Below are 16819 nucleotides of genomic sequence, written 5' to 3' on the forward strand. Positions count from 1 at the left end.
TTCCCAATGTGGTCAAAAAAGCCAGCCCATCAGGGCTGGCTTAGTTCATTCGTTAAGTTTGCTTCACTTGCTGCTCTTTAACCGGCGCCTGCTGCTCCTTGGATTGGGACTGGCGCTGCGCATGTTTATGATGATGATTCCGGTTTTTGTGCCCGGAGCCGTTTTGGTGATTCTTTCTATGCTGGTGATTCGGGTTGTGCTGCTGTTGATTGCTGTTGTGCTGATTCGTATTTTGCTGCTGGCTTTGTTGAGGCTGCTGCGACTCACGTTGACGCTCCGGCTCCGCATGCAGCCTGGCTACCGGCTCTGAATCCGCCGCCGCTGTCTCGGATTGCGCTTGTGCCTCCTCCACATCCATACCGCTTCCCGTCTCTTGCGGGAGGTTCGCATGCTTGGACGGCACTTTCTCAATAATAAAATAAGCGCAGCCAAAATTGCAGTATTCGTTCAAATAGTCCTGAAGCGTTGCAATGGAGGAGTCTTTCGTTGCTTTCGGGTGGTTGTCCTTGAAAAAGCCCCGCAAGCGCAGCTGATTATAGCCCCAATCGCCGACGATAAAATCATACCTTTCGAGCACTTCGCTATATCGGTCGCGGAACGCCTCGGGTTTCCAGCCGTTCTTGTGGTCTACCACCACTTCGTACGTTTTATTGGCTATGTGGATCACTAGTTTGGGTCCCTCCTAAAAAGTTTCACGAAGTGAAACTGGCTACGAAAGCATTTGGCTGAGTTTCACGAGGTGAAACTCATTCAATAACTGGCCGCCTTTATGCTTGCTTGGCGGATTTAACCTGCTCATGCGCATGATACGAGCTGCGTACCAGCGGACCGGATTCGACGTGGCTGAAGCCGCGTTTCATTCCTTCGGTTTTGAGCTCGGCAAATTGCTCGGGCGTATAATATTTCGATACCGGCAAATGATTCAAGGAAGGCTGCAAATATTGGCCTATCGTCATAATATCACAGTCCACCGCTCTTAAATCGTCCATCGCCTGCAAAATTTCGTTCCATTCCTCCCCAACGCCAAGCATAATGCTTGATTTGGTAGGAATTTTGGGCGCAATGTGTTTAGAACGCTTCAAAAGCTCCATCGAACGCTCGTATTTCGCTTTTGCACGCACTTTATCGGAAAGACGCTCTACCGTTTCAATATTATGATTCAAAATGTCCGGCTTAGCCTCCAGCACGGTGCGAAGGGATTCTTCGCTGCCTAAAAAGTCAGGGATGAGCACCTCGACACTGCACATAGGAAGCCGTTTGCGGATAGCCAAAATCGTCGCAGCAAAAATCGAGGCTCCTCCGTCTGCCAAGTCGTCTCTCGCAACGGAGGTCACGACGACATGCTTAAGCCCCATTTGCTCCGCCGCTACCGCCACGCGCTCCGGCTCCTGAAGATCCAGCTCGGTTGGCAGCCCTGTCTTCACGGCGCAAAAGCGGCATGCCCGGGTACAAATATCGCCTAAAATCATAAAGGTAGCGGTACGGTTAGCCCAGCATTCATGAATATTCGGGCATTTGGCTTCCTCACATACCGTATGCAGCGTCTTGCCGCGCATCATATTTTTTAATTCCTTGAAGTTATCTCCGGTCGTTAATTTTATTTTCAGCCAATCGGGTTTGCGCTCTATTTGACGAGTAGACATATCCTGTCCCTGCTTTCTAGTTCATTGTCCTTAGTCCTTACTCTTGAAGCTATTATATCAACGAACGCTCGAACAATCCACTTTCCATTTCATTTATGATAAACTAAAAGCGATATTATTTTCGTTATAACCCAATACCTTTTGTGTCCGGAGGAATGTGTTTTTCATGATAAATTTGGAATCGATATTAAAGCTCGTTCGCTCAGGAGATTTGGATGTTGCGGAAGCAAAGGAGCAGCTTGACGAAATCGTCAAAGGGACGCAGATCAAGTCCGATGGAGTCGAAGATCTCGGATTCGCCCAGCTGGACACCGACCGCGCGCGGCGCACCGGCTTCCCGGAAGTAATTTACGGTGAGCACAAGACCGCGGAGCAAATCGCCGCCATATTCGAAAGGCTTATGCAGCACTCCGACCGTGTGCTGGCGACTCGTATCAGCAAAGATAAAGCAGATCACGTGCAGAGCAGGATTGAAGGAGTCACTTATCACGAGGAAGCGCGCGTGCTGACCTGGTACCAGAACGATGCGGCGCGCAAGCCGGAAGGCTCTGGTTACATAGCTGTCGTCTGTGCAGGCACTTCGGATCTACCTGTCGCCGAGGAAGCGGCGCTCACAGCGGAAATCATGGGCTGCCGCGTAGAGCGGATTTACGATGTAGGCGTTGCCGGCATTCACCGCCTGTTCCGCAGACTGGAAGTCATCCGTGGAGCTACTTCGATTGTTGTAGCAGCCGGCATGGAAGGCGCGCTGACGAGCGTAGTCGGCGGACTGGTCTCCAAGCCTGTTATTGCGGTACCGACCAGCGTAGGCTACGGCGCAAGCTTTCAAGGTCTCGCGGCGCTGCTCGCGATGCTGAATTCCTGCTCATCCGGCGTATCGGTGGTTAACATCGACAACGGCTTTGGCGCAGGCTATAACGCCGCATTGATTTACAAAACTACGATAAAGAGGGATTAACGATGAAAATAGCTTATTTGGATTGTTTCTCCGGCATTAGCGGCGATATGACCCTGGCTGCCTTGGTGGATGCAGGTGCGGACCGTAATTATATCGAAGAAGAGTTAAGCAAAATTACGATTGAACCGTTCTCTCTCGACTGGAAACGGGTCAACAAAAAGGGAATTTCCGCCTTGAAAATGGACGTCGTGCTGGACCCTGATACTCCGCCTTCTCACCACCGTCATTACTCGGAAATCGTACAGCTCATTCACCGTGCTGGATTCAACGAACGGGTCGTGAAGCTGAGCCTGGCTATTTTCGAAAAAATCGGCGTTGCCGAGGCGAAAATTCACGACATTCCAGTGGAAAAGGTTCATTTCCATGAAGTAGGAGCCATCGATTCCATCGTGGATGTCATCGGCGTCGCTCTGGCTATGGACTCCCTGGATGTGGAAAAAATTTACGCTTCCCCGGTACCTCTCGGTTCGGGAACGGTCCGCTGCGATCACGGCATTTATCCGGTACCGGCTCCGGCTACGCTCGAAATGATGCGCGGCTTGCCTATTGCGCCTACTTCCTATTCGATGGAAATGACGACGCCTACAGGGGCCGGTATTATTTCCGGACTGGTTGACGAGTTCGCCAAAAGCTACCCTCCGATGATCGTTGAATCTATTGGTTACGGTGCCGGTACCCGTGATTTGCCGAATCAGCCGAACGTGCTGCGTGTCGTGATCGGCCAAGCCGATCCATTCATTCATAAATATCAAATTCATCCCGAAGCGGTTCATACCCCTGTGCACCACCATCATCACCATGCGCATGAGCATGAGCATCATCATTCGCACGATCACGATCATTCGCATGAACATGGTCATTCCCATGATCACAGCCATTCTCACGATCACGGCCATTCTCACGATCACGGCCATTCCCATGATCACGGCCATTCTCACGATCACGGCCATTCGCACGATCACAGCCATTCTCACGATCACGGCCATTCTCACGATCACGGCCATTCTCACGATCACGGTCATTCCCATGATCACGGCCATTCCCATGATCACAGTCATTCACACGATCATGACCACGAACATGAACATGAGCACGATGATCGGCGCCATATCCATAAGCATAGCCACCATGAGCACGAATCGCACTCTCATGGACACAATGCCAGCACTTCGTGCAACTAATTCAAAAGGACACCTGACCGGTGTCCTTTTCCTTTTTCCTTAATCCAGCGGCTGCTGCTTGTCATTGTTCAAAAACCGCCGCTTCACTTCATCGTACACTTGCTTCAACGGCACGCCGTGCTGCTTGGCCGCTTGCTCGCACTCCTTGAATTCAGGAGCAAACTGCACCATCGCGCCGCGGTGGTAGCCGACTTTTACATGAATCTCTCCCCAAGGGGTAGACACCGCCTCGAACTCTCTTCCCAGCCTATGAACCGATGCGCGCATATAGCGAAGCCCTATCGTAGTCGTTTCGCGGAAAATTACGGCTTCCATCGCCTCCAGCAGCTTCTCGTCAACCAATACGTTCAGCATGATGCCGGGGCGGCCTTTTTTCATAATGATCGGTATCCAATACACATCGTTCGCACCCGCGTCGAACAGCAGATCGCTTACATAAGAACAGAGCTCCGGGTTCATATCGTCAATGTTAGCCTGAAGCACGATCATTCCTTCGTCCACATGCTCTTCTCTATGCTGAAAGCCCATTTTGAATTCCTCCCTGCCAGGCAGCTGCCGAGCTATTAAATTCCAACATTATACCAAAATTTTATATACCTGAAAAATGATTCTCTTGAAACCGCCGCTACCCTTTCTCTGGATAAAAACAGGCCGCGGTTCACATCCTATACGTATCAAAATCTGCTCTGAAAGTACATGGTGGAGGTCAAAAGTTTATGGCAGCGAGATGGAAGCGCCCAATTCTTGCATTATCGATATGCGGGGGCCTGCTTATCGGAGCGGCTTTCCCTGCAAAAGCAGCACATGCCGCTGCTCCAAAGCCGGGAGCACCGGGCACCAATATGAAAGCCGTCTTTGCCGAACGCAAAGATGTGTTCGAGAAGGTTGGTGCGGTAACAGGCATTCCATGGAACTACTTGGCGGCAATTGATCAATACGAACGGACGATTAATCTGGCACGCAAAAGACCGGTAAGCAATGGACTTATCGGCATCTATTTCTCAGAGCTGCAATGGTGCGGAATGATGAATCCGGACAACGAGGATACGAATGAAAACAGCATCGCACTGTTTGACGGCGTCGGCAGAGACGGCTCGGGCGACGGCAAAGCCGAACGGACCAACGATCTGGATGTGCTGAATTCGATGGCGACGCTGCTGTTGAAGTTTGGTACCGCTGAGGAAGACTTGAGGATCGGGCTCTGGGAGTATTACCAAAACACGAGAAGCGTTGAACGCATCCAGCAATTCGCGCAAATTTATGCCAAGTTCGATACGCTTGATCTTCACGAGCATACCTTCGTCATGCCGCTCAAAGCCGATTATTCATATCGCAGCACATGGGGCGCTAGCCGGGGATGGGGCGGCTACCGTATTCACGAAGGCACCGATCTGTTCGCAGGGTACGGCGTCCCTGTACGAAGCGCGGCATACGGCATGATTGAAGTCATGGGATGGAATCCTTACGGCGGCTGGAGAGTCGGAATCCGTGACCTGAACAACGTATATCATTATTACGCTCATCTATCCGGATTCAATAAGGAAGTCAAAGAAGGGGATATTGTGACCCCAGGCCAAGTCATCGGTTACGTCGGCAGCTCAGGGTACGGTAAACCGGGGACTTCAGGGAAATTTCCTCCGCATCTTCACTACGGATTGTATCGTGATAACGGTCTGACCGATTGGTCCTTTGATCCTTTTCCCCATTTGAAAAAGTGGGAGCGTGAGGAACGCATGCGGAAGAAGAAATGAGGCGTTTCGCGGGTAAGAAAAAAAGCCGGTAGATTCTTCGGAATCCCGGCTTTTTTATATGAACATTTATTCTCCCGGCAGCTTCTTCGGCTGTCCTCCGAACCACTGCTTGTACAAGGCTTCGTAGGTTCCGTCCTTGGAGACGGTTTCGATGGCGCCGTTGATTCTGCCCATGTAGTTGTTTTTCTTTTTCGCAACGACAGCGTAGCTTTCCTTGTTCAATACTTCGCCGACCATCTTCGCCTTGCCTTTGCCGGAGTTTTGCAAGTAGTCATGAACGTTCCGTTCATCAAAAATGACGGCATCCACGTTCTTGTTCACCAATGCATCGTAGGCTTCTGTAATATCGGGATAGCCGCGGATTTCCTTCGCTCCTTGTATATTGCCGGCGTAGGTATATGCCGTCGTTCCGTTCTTGGTTGCGATCACTTTTTGCGCCAAATCGTCTTTTCCTTTAATTTGATTGTTATCTGCGGCAGTGAGAATGACCAGTCCCGTCTGAAAGTAAGGATCGGAAAAGGCAAAGTTGTCCTTGCGCGCTTTGTTCACCGTCATTCCTGCCACGGCGAGATCGATATCTCCCTTACTCAGCGCCCGGGTTATCTCTCCGGAGTCCATCGGCACCAATTCGTATTCGAGGTTCGCTTTTTTGGCGAGCACCTTCCATAATTCAACCTCGAAGCCTTTATTTTCTCCTCCTTCCGTATACGTAAACGGCCGGAAATTGCTCTCGATGCCGACTTTGACGGTTCTTTTGTCAGCCGTACAGCCTGCCGTGACCGCCAGCGTCAGCAAAAGTGTCAGCAGCAATCCTCGCTTGCCTGCCTTTGTAACGCGCATCGACTTAGACTCCCTTCGTATTAGATCATCGATGCTATTATTTGTAAACGGGCGCCCGGCTATTCAGCCTGACCAAGCCCTCTGTGCGGGGTAACAACCGCTCTTGCTCTCGGGTAACAGCGGCAGGAGTTCGCCAGCTCCGCCCGGGACTCACACCCAAAAGATGGCTCTCATTTGTAGCACATACAACAACAAGCCTGGCATACCGCTGCCAAGCTTGCGTCTTATTGAGACCACCCTATCCGGGCGGCCTCCTTTTGTTGTGGAGCGCGTCCAATATCTTATTTCTTGGTCTTCTGAGCATAAGATTCGTTCATTTCCTTGATCATCTTCTGCAGCTCCGCGTCCTGCTTCAGCTTCTCGATAAAAGCGTCATATACTTCGATTTTCTCCTGCCCCATAATGATCTTCACTCTCATATCGTCGACCTTTTTCTTAAGATCGGTCCACAATTTGGTTCGGGTTTCGGAGTACACACCGACAGACGGGTTTTTCGGCGCAGCCTGCTCCCTCTCCGCGTATACTTTCTTGTTGATATCATAAAACTCGGGGGTAATGCCGGGCACAAGCGTCACCAGATCGTTGCTGTTCAAGATGTATACCCCTTTGAAGTTGCCGTCGATCAAGTCCGTCTCAAACTTATCCGTCGTCACCTTCATCCCGTCTTTTTCCGTATAATGAACGTCCTTGATCCCGTAGTTGGCCAAATCATTGCCTTCCTTGCTGTAGCCGTAATCCATGAACGCGAGAATTTTCTTCACCTTATCCTCAGGCACCTTCTTCGGTATGGCGAAAGCTCCATAGTAACCGTCAGTGGAAATGGTGAACTTGTTGCCCTGAGGCCCCTTCAAGAAAGGAACCGGCACCATGGCGGCCTGCGGATTCGTCTTGCGCAGCTCGGCTGTAAACGTCCATCCGTTGTTCATCGCATAACCGGCGGAGCCCGCTTTGCCGCTGTTGACGGCATCCCCGATATTGGACAGCTTCAGCACCGGGAAATCCTTGCTGATGAGATTTTCATCATACAAGCTCTTGATGTACAGCAGCGCGTCCTTCGACTCCGGCTCGGTAATGATCGGGACGAGCTTCCCGTCTTTTTCCTTCCATTCCCCGTTCGTATTGTTATAAACATTGTAGATGAAGCCTAAGGAGCTGGTCATCGCCGAGTAACCGGTCGTATCCTTCTGTCCGTTGCCGTCGGGATCGTTGTTGACGAAGGCATGGAGCGTCTTCTTGAAATCGTCCAGGGTTTCCGGCATTTTCAAATTCAATTTATCCAGCCAGTCTTTGCGGATGAGCGGGAACAGGCCGCCGCCTACAACCGGGTAAGGCCGCGGAACGACGTACGCCTTGCCGTTGATTTTGCTGTTCTCCCAAGCATAATCCGGCACATTTTTAAAATTCGGATAATCTTTAAGGAATGGGGTCAAATCCCAGAAAGCCCCTTGCGAGATCATGCTGCGGAACTGAGGAGTTTCAAGAGATTCCAGAAACATCAGATCGGGAATATCGCCGGATGCCAGCGTCACGTTCGTTTTCTCCAAAATATTGTTCGGCGAAACCCAAGTGACATGCAATTTGGTGTTGGTCCTCTTCTCGATTTCCTTCCACATGACGTTATTCTCGTCGGCGAATTGTTTGCCGTAATTGATGACCATAATGCTGATATCCGTCGTTTTGCCGCCGGCACCGCTTCCGGAGTTGGCCGAACTGCCGGGATTGGATGCCCCGCAGCCGCTAAGCAAAGCGGAAGTCATAAGCCCGAAGGCCGCAAGTGTAACTGTAACCCGTTTTCCCTGTTTGATCATTTTAGTGCTCCTCCCGTAAAATAAATTATTGGTATTATCCTTTTACAGAGCCCACCATAGCCCCCTTGGCAAAGTGCTTCTGAAGAAAAGGGTACACAATCATAATCGGAACGGTCGCTATGATGACGGCCGCCATCTTCAAGGTTTCCGACGGCATCCTTACTTCGGAAACGATCTGAGTGGAAGCCCCTCCGACGGCGGTCATCGGGTCGATAAGCATTTGCTGGAGCAGCACCTGAAGTGGCCATTTCGTATGGTCGTTGATATAGATCACTGCGTTGAAGAACGTATTCCAGTACCCGACGGCGAAGAAAAGTCCGAAGGCGACAAGCGCAGGCAGCGACAGTGGAATAATAATGCGGAAGAACACGCCCAGTTCATTGCAGCCGTCGATTCGGGCCGCTTCCTCAAGGCTGTCCGGTATACTGTCGAAGAACCCTTTCATCAGGAGGATGTACCACCCGCCGGTTAACGCCGGAATGATCATCGCCCATACGCTGTTTAGCATACCGAGACCTTTGACGATCATATAGGACGGAATCATTCCCGCTTGCAAAATCGTCGTTAAAAAGATGAGCAGCATCAGCGTCCGGCGAAACCGGAGCCGCCGGCGCGAGACGGCGTAGGCCAGCCCCGAGCTGACGATCAGGCTAAGAATTGTTCCGAGCGTCGCCAGCACGGTACTGATTTCGATCGATTTGACAAACGAGCCGGTCGACATGAGATATTTGTAAGCTCCAAGCGACCATTTCTCGGGGAACAAAATGAACGGCTTTTGGTAATACTCCGTCGGGTCGGTAAACGATACGACCGTAATGTAGTAAAACGGGAACAGACAAACCAGGCTGAGGACAAGCAGGAATGTAATGTTCAAGCTGTTAAACACGCGGTCTTTCCAAGTCTGCTGCATAGTACCCCCCTCTTCGTATTCAAGGCATGACTTTTCTTTCAGACGCAATCAGAAGACTCCTTCTTCCCCAAGCCGTTTGGCCGCTTTGTTAGCCAATAATACAAGAATGAAGCCGACAATCGATTTGAACAGTCCGACGGCAGTGCTGTAGCTGAATTCTCCCTGCTGGATTCCCTTGCGGTACACATAGGTGTCGAACACATCGGCTACGTCGGCGACGGCGCCGTTCATCATCAGGTAAATCTGCTCGAAGCCGACATCCATGACATGACCGAGCCTCAGGATGAGCAGAATGGCAATGACGTTGCGGATCGCGGGCAATGTAATATGCCATGCCTGGCGTAATCTCCCTGCCCCATCCACTCGGGCGGCTTCATACAGCTGAGGATCGACGGCAGCCATAGCCGCTAGAAAAATGATCGTCCCCCAGCCCGCTTCCTTCCACATAGACTGAAGCGTTAGCAGAATCCAGAAATAGTCCGGATTGGTCAAAAACGGTACCGCTTCTCCCCCTGCCGATTGAATGATCTTATTAATTAAGCCCTCGGATTGAGACATCATCAAGAAGGTTAAGCCGATAATAATAACCCAGGACAGAAAGTGCGGCAAATAGATAATGGTCTGCACGATTCTTTTGAACAGCATGCTTCGCAGTTCATTGAGCAATAGGGATAACAGAATGGGAAACGGGAAGAAGAACAGTAAATTCAACAAGCTGATCGCCATCGTGTTGCGAAACAGCATCCAAAACTCTTCTTCCGCAAACAGCCTCTGAAAATGCTCGAGCCCGACCCATTCGCTATCCCACATCCCCATATAGGGCGAGTAGTTTTGAAAAGCAATAACGAGGCCGCCGATCGGTATATACTTGAAAATCAGTAAATAAAGCAAACCGGGCAGCGCAAGCAAATACAAATATTTGTCCCTGATCAAGTCTGCAAGAAGAGTGCTTCGCCGCAGCGTTTTTTTATTCAGAGCGGCCTGTGCATTCTGTACGGACGGTGATGCCATAAGCAACCTCCTAACCATTTCGAGTCGAGTCCAACGATAGCGGCCGATGCCATTTCCGGCAATAATAACTTCTTGCAGAACGCTGAATTCCGTGCCACAGCGCGCTTTCCAGCCTGTTTATAAATCCGTTTCCAACTAACATGTAATTAACAATTTATGAAATTAATTCTAACTATATATTTACATAAATCTTACTTTTACGTATAATTACTATCTATTGAATCCCTCGAGCTCTTATTTCCGCACGTCTCGATTGGCACAGACAACAGAAATACCCGGGAGGTCACGCCATGCGATTCACACCCAAGAAAGGCTCTTTATACCGCAAATACCTGATAACCGTCTTATTGGCTGCTTGCGTACCGATTCTTTTAATGGGAACTCTCTTATACGCCATATTGACCAATCGAATGGTCAAAGAAATGAATTCTTCCCATAAAAAGCAGCTGAACCAAACGACACAGCGTTTCGATGATTATTTATCCCAGCTGGAGCTGTTTCTAGGTCGGCTGACGTTGGAGCCGGCACTGAATTATTCCCTCGAAAGCACGGACTTCGTTCAAAATTTCGAAAAAACGAAAGAAATCGACCGTTCCCTGTCTCTAATGCAAAACTCCAATCCGCTCATACAGGAAGTCGCCTTATACGTCCGCAGCTCCGGCACGCTGCTGAGCAGTGAAGCAGGCTTCCGTCAAGTCCAGTCGCCACAAGACCGGGAGCCGTTCGAGAAACTGCTGTCTCAAGACAAAGACATTTTCTGGAACGACGCGGTTCGCAGCACAACGGCTTCTCCCCCCAGACAGGCGATGATTGTCAAGCTAAAGCAAAGCATTTACGATGTACATGCCTATGGGGCTGTCATCGTTTATATCAACAACAAATTTTTGAATCAATTTCTGTACAACATGGCTGCCGAGGATGGCTTTGCCGTCTTATTGGACCCGACAGGCTCCGTAGTCGCCAGCTCGTCTATGATTCGCAGCGGTCAGCTTTCTCCGACCCTCATTAAGGAAGCGGTTACATCGAGACAGAAGCAAGTTAGCCAAACGTACAAGCTGAACGATCGCAGCTATTCCGTCTCCTATGGAACCATGTCGCGCTTAGGCAACCAATGGACGTATTTGTCCGCTACACCGGTATCCTCGATCATGAAGCCCGTCGATTTCATTTTTACGATGATTGCGGGAATTAGCTTGGCCGGTCTGATGACGGCGCTGCCTCTCTCTTGGTTCGCCTCGAAAAGCATGTACAAGCCGCTTCGACGGCTTATAGGGCTGTTCCACAAAGATTCGGAGATGGATGCAAGCGATGAGGCCGTCTATATCGAGCGGCAATGGACCATGCTGCTCAAGCAGCAGCAATCGCTGGAGACCAAAGTAAAGGAATCGATCCCTTCGCTTCGGGACAGCTTGCTCATGCAGTTTCTGATGGGGCATCTCTTTTATTTGAACGAGGAAGAGCTGCTGCACAAATTGAAGGTGCTTGATTGGGATGTGGAAAATCGCCGCTTCTCTTTTATCGTATTTCAATTAAGCGGCATGATCGGCAAGGAAAGTGTCTCCGAGGAAGACGAACCTATGATCTCCACCGCCCACCTGAACATTATTCAGGAGCTGTGCTCAGCCAAATTCGACAGGGTCTATGTCCAAAATTATCACGACGTCACCGTCGGAGCTATGATTGCCCTTCCATGGGATGTTACGGACGAGGATGCGCATAAGCAGCTCTTGGAACTGGCAGAGACGGCTTCCGCCACACTCTCCTCCGTCTTGAAGATGCAGGTGACCGTGGTCATCGGTAAAACGGCGGATACCTTGGTGGAGGCTCCGGATTACCTGGAGGAAACGAAGAATGCGTTGAAATACAGAGATTTAAATGTAAGCCATCAAATCCTGCTCGTCCATGAGCTGAACCCGGCAGGCGGAAGCTCCATCACCTATCCGTTTGAGATCGAAAAGAGCATCATCTTCGCCCTGCGAACCGGAAATGAAGAAGAAGCCTCCAACAGTCTGCAGTTGTTCATGAATACGGTCCAGGCTCAATCGGGCTCGCCGCTCCTTATTCAGCAGGCTTCGATGAAGCTGCTGGGCTCCGTTCACGAAGCCGTCTTGAAATCAGGAGTGAATATGATGGAGCTCTATGAGGGAGCCAATCTATATGAGGACATCATGCAGATGACGGAACCGTCCGAGGTCCTTGAGTGGTTCAAAAGCTGCGTGTTCGCCCCGTTCCTGACCGCGGTTCATTCGTCCCAGGAGCTGCAGGTGGCGAATATCGTGCAGCAGGTCATCCAGCACCTGGAGCAGCACTATATGGACGATCTGACGTTCGAAGCCATTGCCGATGCTTACGGGATCGGAATGTCCAAACTGAGCAGAGCGTTCAAGCAAGCTACGGGAGCCACTTATACGGATTATTTGATCCGGCTTCGGCTGGAGCGGTGTAAAGAGCTGCTCGTTACGACCGATTTGAAGATCCATGAGATCGCGGACATGCTGCGCTACCAGCCGGCTTACTTAATCCGCATCTTCAAGAAATTCGAGCAGATGACGCCCGGCCAATACCGGGAGCATCACACGGCTTGAGCCGCGTGCCGCTTGCAGTTCGGCGCGAGGAGCTCCCTGCCATTATGTATCCCAGTGAGCCTATCCGTTGGATGATCCGGTCGAACCGAGGCGCTTGCGGAAGTCGAGCGTTTCTCACCGTTATAATCGAGCACTTCACTCAGGAAGCTTCTAGTTGGTTTCCGAGGTCACAACCTCCATGGCTGCACATCCATATGATGCGGCCCTCTTCTCGCGCACTCAAGGGAATCCATGAATCGAAGCAGTCGCACCTATGAAAATCTGATGCATTTGAGCAAATTCTTGTCAGCTGGTTCATCACCATTCACATCTCCCGGCAAGCTTGGATGTACAACGCGCCATATTCTAAAGTATAAGCCATCTACTGTTTGGCATTTGGAGTAACCTTGCTCAATTTTTATAACATTCTTGCGCATTGCTATTATCCCCACCCTGTCGACCCGCAGGAGCTGCTATCAATTTGCTTTGGAGGCAGCCATGCCGCGACTATTTCGCAATGCCGGGTTGCGACAAGCAGCTGGTGCTGCAGGCAAGAAATGCCGAAGCGGTTCGGTCCATGCTCCGCGAGCTGTTCGACATGGTTCAGAGGCACCGGACGAGAAAAAAGACTGCCCGGTTTCCGGCAGTCCTGAATTGACGCTGCTATTTTTTGACGGCAGGCTCCTGATTCGTCTTGCCGCTTGTGCCGCCCTGAACCGCTCCATTACCGGAGGCGGGGGCTGAGCTGTTAAGCGATGGGATCGATAAATTCGGCGGTGGCGTCGTATTGCCCGTCGGATTCCCTTTTCCATCAAAGTAGTAGGTAGGCACATCGCCGACAACGAGCGCGTACGATATCGGCACCTCCGTCTCCACCACCTCGGGCTCGGAGTCGAAAGGAATGATGACGCTGACTTCCGCGATAATATGAATGTAGACCTCTACAAGAATCATATTGATGCCTGCGTTCTGATATCTGGTATTCAGCTCCACCTTCACATTTCCGGCTGGTACAAGCCTCACCGGGATCATGGGGCCGAAGGAAGCGAGCAAGGAGCTGTGCATCGCCTGCCCTAGCGGGATATGCTCCGGAATGTCCTGCAGGTCGGACAGCTGATTTTGAACGGTGGAGATCGTATCGGCGGTAATTCTCATATGCTCCGAGTAGTTCAGCATAAACCCGGTCGTCTTGCCGTTCTTGTCCGTCCGCCAATCAATGAGCTGGTCGAAGGTGGTGCCGCGCGCGATCCGGTCGGAAATGGCCGTATTGATCGCCTGCGTAGCAATTTGCTTGATCCGGACCTTGGCCAGATTGGTCAGCGGCGGCCACACATTTTTCTCGATGTATATGAACGACTGGATCGTGAACAGAATGACAATAATGAGCAGCAGCGCTATATTGCGTTTGATCTTCCTGACTCCGGTAGGGCTGCTTCTCCATCTTCTTCTTAGCACCCTCATAGAGACCTCCTCAGAGTTTTGCGCTTGTCTTGTCGTACGTGATACCCGGCATGTACTTTACAGCTTATGCTGAGCCATGCCAAAAAAGAAGAGCAAGCCCGTGCCTGGCCCTGTTTCCGCACAAAAAAGACCCGATCCATACCGGATCGAGTCTGCGTATACTCTCATTGAAGCTTGCTTATATATCCAATCGGCGCTGCAGAACAAAGTCGCGGGAGAACTTCATATGCTCGATATCTACGCCTTCCAATGTCATATGTACCATAGGTTTGTACTGCTTCACCAGCTCCATGAACATGCGGTAATCCAGCATGCCTCTGCCGGAGGACACGGTTTCGAGCTTTCCTCTCGCATCTACCTGAATGTCTTTGGCGTGAATGCTGACGACACGGTTTCCGAGTAGACGGAAAGCCTCCTGCATCACTTCGTGCTGACGCTCGTAATTGTTCTGGGTCATCAAATTACATGGATCCAGAACCACCCCGATATTCGACGATGGAAACTCTTCAATAAGCTCGGCCAGCTGTGGAGCAGTGCTTATCAAGTGGCGGTTTGCCGCTTCCAGCCCGATCAATACGCCCCACTTCTCCGCTTCCTCGACCAATTCCCCCACTGCCGATTTCAGACGCTTGGAATAGCGGTCGTGTTGATCCGTATCCGGCACACCGGTCTCTGTAGCTACAATCGCCGTACCGAAGTGACGGGCCATCCGAAGATGCTCCTTGAACCGGTCTACATTATGCCTGAATTTCTCGTCATCAAGCTCGATCAAGCTAACATAGCAGCCCAGTACAGGAATGCCCACGCCGTTTCTGTCGAACGCTTCGGCGATGCTGTTCGCAAGTCCCGGACTCAGCTTGCCCAGACTGCAGTCAACGTCCGATATCGCTTTGGATAATGCAAGCTGAACATAGTTAAACCGATAGGAGGCTACCCTGGCAGCCAATTCTGCATAAGGGAGCGTACCTACATTGTGAGCTAAAATACCGATTGACATCTTTCCACTCATCTCCTCTGGTTACTTCATCGTCTAATGTTCGTTTATCGTAACAGGACCATTATAGCTGTAAAGGGATAAAACGGTCCATCCGCATCTGCCAAGCTCCATCCCTTATTGTACTATCTTCCCTCATTTGGGATTCATGAGAGCATAGGCCTGCTCGTACTGCCTGATCATTTCGTCTCCCCCGGCCTTTCGCCATTTCTGAACCTCGGCCTCCCAGCCCGCATCGTCGATTTTCCCCATAATATACAGCGTCTGCGCATCCATGATCAACGTTTCGAGCTCCTTGCCCTTCTCCGTATAGACGGCGGAATCCAGATTCAATGCAGGGTTCGGGACGGCGGCGGACAAGCTATCATTGGTAATCCGGGTCGCTTTCTCCCCTAACGGCGTGTCCTTCAATGGCGCGACCTGATAGCCTTCTCTGTTAAACAGGCTGTCCCTGTAAGGCTTCACTTCCCTTTGAAAGGCCGTAAAATCTTTCATTTCGGTTTTCCCGTCCTGCGTCTTCACATAATGCTTGTTCTCTATTCCTCTCAGCTGGAGGGTGGACATCGGCTCATCCATCAGTTTATCCGCGAACTCCAGCACCTTCCTCAGCTGGTCTTCGGTTTTTACCGCCGCTTTGGGTATGACATACAGCCCGTTGTTACCGATCTCCCCGGCCACCCTGATTCCCGCAGGTCCCGTAAGCGGCATCACATCGTACTGCCCGGACGGATTGAGTTTGACAAGGCGGTCCTGCATGCTCTTCGCATTGGCGGCTACCGCGATTCGTATGCCCCCTAACCCCAGATCATACGCCTTCTCCGCTTCGCTCTCATCCAATATGGCAAAATCCGGATTGATCAGCTTCTCACTGTATGCCCTCCGGAACAGCTTCAGCATGTCCATAAACGGCTCCGTCATGAATTCCGGCATAAACTTGCCGTTATGAACCCCCCATTTGTTCGGAGCGCCGAAGCTGGTGGCCAGCCGCGTCGTCAAGGCCGACGAGCCGTCATTGTACCGGTTGGATAAAATTATGCCGTACGTATCCGCTTTGCCGTTGTGATCCGGATCTCCCGCGGCGATCGCTTTGAATGCCTGATACCACTCCTCCGGTGTGGTCGGAGGCTTGATACCGAGAGACTGAAGCCAGTCGGTGCGATAGATGACAGCCCCTCGCGCAATATCGCGGAAAATAGGGAGACCGTATAATTTGCCGTCCACCTTGATGTTATCGTAGAACGGAGCATCCTGCGCCGATAAATGCTTGTATTGGTTCAAGTAAGGGCCGAGCTCCCAAAAAACGCCGGATCTCATCGCGCTGATCGCAGTCGGGATATACTTGACCCGGAGCAGCATCGGCATATCGTTGGATGCGATCATGATGTTGACTTTATCGTCGTAGGCGGCATTCTGAATCCATTGGATATCCAGCTTGGTACCGGTATAGCTCTCTATCGCACGCACCACTTCATTGTCTTTCTCCGGTACGTCGCCGACTTGAGAAGTCCCGATCGTGATGGCGAATGACGGCTTCGGCGCTGTCCCCTGTTCAGAGCCTTCCGTAGGGCTGCCGGTACAACCCGAAACGACCGCTATCGCCAAGATCCCGGCTGACCAGCGAAAACCCGTCACGTTGCTTGCCATGTCTGCTGAAGCCCCCTGTCTTGTAGGCTGATATCTATCCCAACGGCCCCAAGT

General features: G+C 51.1%; 15 protein-coding genes. 5 read left to right on the plus strand and 10 right to left on the minus strand.

The window, feature by feature from the left end; translation table 11 throughout:
- Positions 1-52 precede the first annotated feature (52 nt).
- Together DVH26_RS30405 and lipA are read right to left on the minus strand one after the other, a co-directional pair.
- Positions 53-667 carry a YutD family protein gene (locus DVH26_RS30405; protein ID WP_239628836.1) on the minus strand — a complete coding sequence of 205 codons (615 nt, stop codon included), beginning with the start codon at positions 665-667 and terminating at the stop codon, positions 53-55.
- 100 nt (positions 668-767) lie between these two features.
- A complete protein-coding gene (gene lipA / locus DVH26_RS30410) occupies positions 768-1643 on the minus strand; it encodes a lipoyl synthase (RefSeq protein WP_239628838.1) in 876 nt (291 codons plus the stop codon).
- 166 nt (positions 1644-1809) lie between these two features.
- Here lipA and larB point away from each other — a divergent pair, with 166 nt between their 5' ends.
- On the plus strand, positions 1810-2601 hold the full coding sequence (larB, locus tag DVH26_RS30415; RefSeq protein ID WP_239628841.1) for a nickel pincer cofactor biosynthesis protein LarB: 792 nt from the start codon (positions 1810-1812) through the stop codon (positions 2599-2601).
- 2 nt (positions 2602-2603) lie between these two features.
- Positions 2604-3782: a nickel pincer cofactor biosynthesis protein LarC gene (gene larC / locus DVH26_RS30420; protein WP_239628843.1), complete on the plus strand. Its 1179-nt coding sequence runs from the start codon at positions 2604-2606 to the stop codon at positions 3780-3782.
- 39 nt (positions 3783-3821) lie between these two features.
- Here larC and larC2 read toward each other — a convergent pair whose 3' ends face one another.
- Positions 3822-4310, minus strand: a complete 489-nt coding sequence (larC2, locus tag DVH26_RS30425) for a nickel pincer cofactor biosynthesis protein LarC2 (RefSeq protein WP_239628846.1) — start codon at positions 4308-4310, stop codon at positions 3822-3824.
- Between the two features lie 188 nt (positions 4311-4498).
- On the opposite strand from larC2, the gene DVH26_RS30430 reads away from it, so the two are divergent.
- Entirely contained in the window at positions 4499-5533 is a 1035-nt protein-coding gene (locus DVH26_RS30430) for a M23 family metallopeptidase (protein WP_239628849.1), read from the plus strand.
- Between the two features lie 66 nt (positions 5534-5599).
- Here DVH26_RS30430 and DVH26_RS30435 read toward each other — a convergent pair whose 3' ends face one another.
- The 4 genes from DVH26_RS30435 to DVH26_RS30450 all read right to left on the minus strand — a co-directional run bounded on the left by DVH26_RS30435 (position 5600) and on the right by DVH26_RS30450 (position 10102).
- Complete coding sequence (locus DVH26_RS30435) at positions 5600-6373, minus strand: transporter substrate-binding domain-containing protein (RefSeq protein WP_239628851.1); 774 nt, start codon at positions 6371-6373, stop codon at positions 5600-5602.
- Between the two features lie 281 nt (positions 6374-6654).
- On the minus strand, positions 6655-8181 hold the full coding sequence (locus DVH26_RS30440; protein ID WP_239628853.1) for an extracellular solute-binding protein: 1527 nt from the start codon (positions 8179-8181) through the stop codon (positions 6655-6657).
- A 34-nt stretch (positions 8182-8215) separates the two neighbouring features.
- Positions 8216-9091: a carbohydrate ABC transporter permease gene (locus DVH26_RS30445; protein WP_239628854.1), complete on the minus strand. Its 876-nt coding sequence runs from the start codon at positions 9089-9091 to the stop codon at positions 8216-8218.
- A gap of 48 nt (positions 9092-9139) precedes the next feature.
- Positions 9140-10102, minus strand: coding sequence for an ABC transporter permease (locus DVH26_RS30450; RefSeq protein WP_239628855.1), 963 nt, complete (start codon positions 10100-10102; stop codon positions 9140-9142).
- A 290-nt stretch (positions 10103-10392) separates the two neighbouring features.
- On the opposite strand from DVH26_RS30450, the gene DVH26_RS30455 reads away from it, so the two are divergent.
- Positions 10393-12687 carry a helix-turn-helix domain-containing protein gene (locus tag DVH26_RS30455; RefSeq protein ID WP_239628856.1) on the plus strand — a complete coding sequence of 765 codons (2295 nt, stop codon included), beginning with the start codon at positions 10393-10395 and terminating at the stop codon, positions 12685-12687.
- Between the two features lie 460 nt (positions 12688-13147).
- The gene (locus DVH26_RS30460; protein ID WP_239628857.1) at positions 13148-13324 is read left to right on the plus strand and encodes a hypothetical protein; all 177 of its coding nucleotides are present in this window, start codon (positions 13148-13150) and stop codon (positions 13322-13324) included.
- 5 nt (positions 13325-13329) lie between these two features.
- Here the strand turns inward: DVH26_RS30460 and yunB are convergent, their stop codons facing one another.
- The 3 genes from yunB to DVH26_RS30475 all read right to left on the minus strand — a co-directional run bounded on the left by yunB (position 13330) and on the right by DVH26_RS30475 (position 16765).
- Positions 13330-14127: a sporulation protein YunB gene (gene yunB, locus DVH26_RS30465; RefSeq protein ID WP_481857558.1), complete on the minus strand. Its 798-nt coding sequence runs from the start codon at positions 14125-14127 to the stop codon at positions 13330-13332.
- 178 nt (positions 14128-14305) lie between these two features.
- Positions 14306-15124, minus strand: coding sequence for a sugar phosphate isomerase/epimerase family protein (locus DVH26_RS30470; protein ID WP_239628859.1), 819 nt, complete (start codon positions 15122-15124; stop codon positions 14306-14308).
- A 132-nt stretch (positions 15125-15256) separates the two neighbouring features.
- Positions 15257-16765 (minus strand): extracellular solute-binding protein, encoded by a 1509-nt coding sequence (locus DVH26_RS30475; protein WP_239628861.1) that lies wholly within the window; start codon positions 16763-16765, stop codon positions 15257-15259.
- Positions 16766-16819: the final 54 nt, after the last annotated feature.

The sequence above is a fragment of the Paenibacillus sp. H1-7 genome (genome assembly GCF_022354825.1).
In the GTDB taxonomy this organism is placed as follows: Bacteria; Bacillota; Bacilli; order Paenibacillales; family NBRC-103111; genus Paenibacillus_S.

Bases quoted from the DNA above. Each gene is read 5' to 3' on its own strand.
- lipA (WP_239628838.1), bottom strand. From the start codon at position 1,643: ATGTCTACTCGTCAAATAGAGCGCAAACCCGATTGGCTGAAAATAAAA.
- larB (WP_239628841.1), top strand. From the start codon at position 1,810: ATGATAAATTTGGAATCGATATTAAAGCTCGTTCGCTCAGGAGATTTG.
- larC (WP_239628843.1), top strand. From the start codon at position 2,604: ATGAAAATAGCTTATTTGGATTGTTTCTCCGGCATTAGCGGCGATATG.
- larC2 (WP_239628846.1), bottom strand. From the start codon at position 4,310: ATGGGCTTTCAGCATAGAGAAGAGCATGTGGACGAAGGAATGATCGTG.
- DVH26_RS30430 (WP_239628849.1), top strand. From the start codon at position 4,499: ATGGCAGCGAGATGGAAGCGCCCAATTCTTGCATTATCGATATGCGGG.
- DVH26_RS30435 (WP_239628851.1), bottom strand. From the start codon at position 6,373: ATGCGCGTTACAAAGGCAGGCAAGCGAGGATTGCTGCTGACACTTTTG.
- DVH26_RS30440 (WP_239628853.1), bottom strand. From the start codon at position 8,181: ATGATCAAACAGGGAAAACGGGTTACAGTTACACTTGCGGCCTTCGGG.
- DVH26_RS30445 (WP_239628854.1), bottom strand. From the start codon at position 9,091: ATGCAGCAGACTTGGAAAGACCGCGTGTTTAACAGCTTGAACATTACA.
- DVH26_RS30450 (WP_239628855.1), bottom strand. From the start codon at position 10,102: ATGGCATCACCGTCCGTACAGAATGCACAGGCCGCTCTGAATAAAAAA.
- DVH26_RS30455 (WP_239628856.1), top strand. From the start codon at position 10,393: ATGCGATTCACACCCAAGAAAGGCTCTTTATACCGCAAATACCTGATA.
- yunB (WP_481857558.1), bottom strand. From the start codon at position 14,127: ATGAGGGTGCTAAGAAGAAGATGGAGAAGCAGCCCTACCGGAGTCAGG.
- DVH26_RS30470 (WP_239628859.1), bottom strand. From the start codon at position 15,124: ATGTCAATCGGTATTTTAGCTCACAATGTAGGTACGCTCCCTTATGCA.
- DVH26_RS30475 (WP_239628861.1), bottom strand. From the start codon at position 16,765: ATGGCAAGCAACGTGACGGGTTTTCGCTGGTCAGCCGGGATCTTGGCG.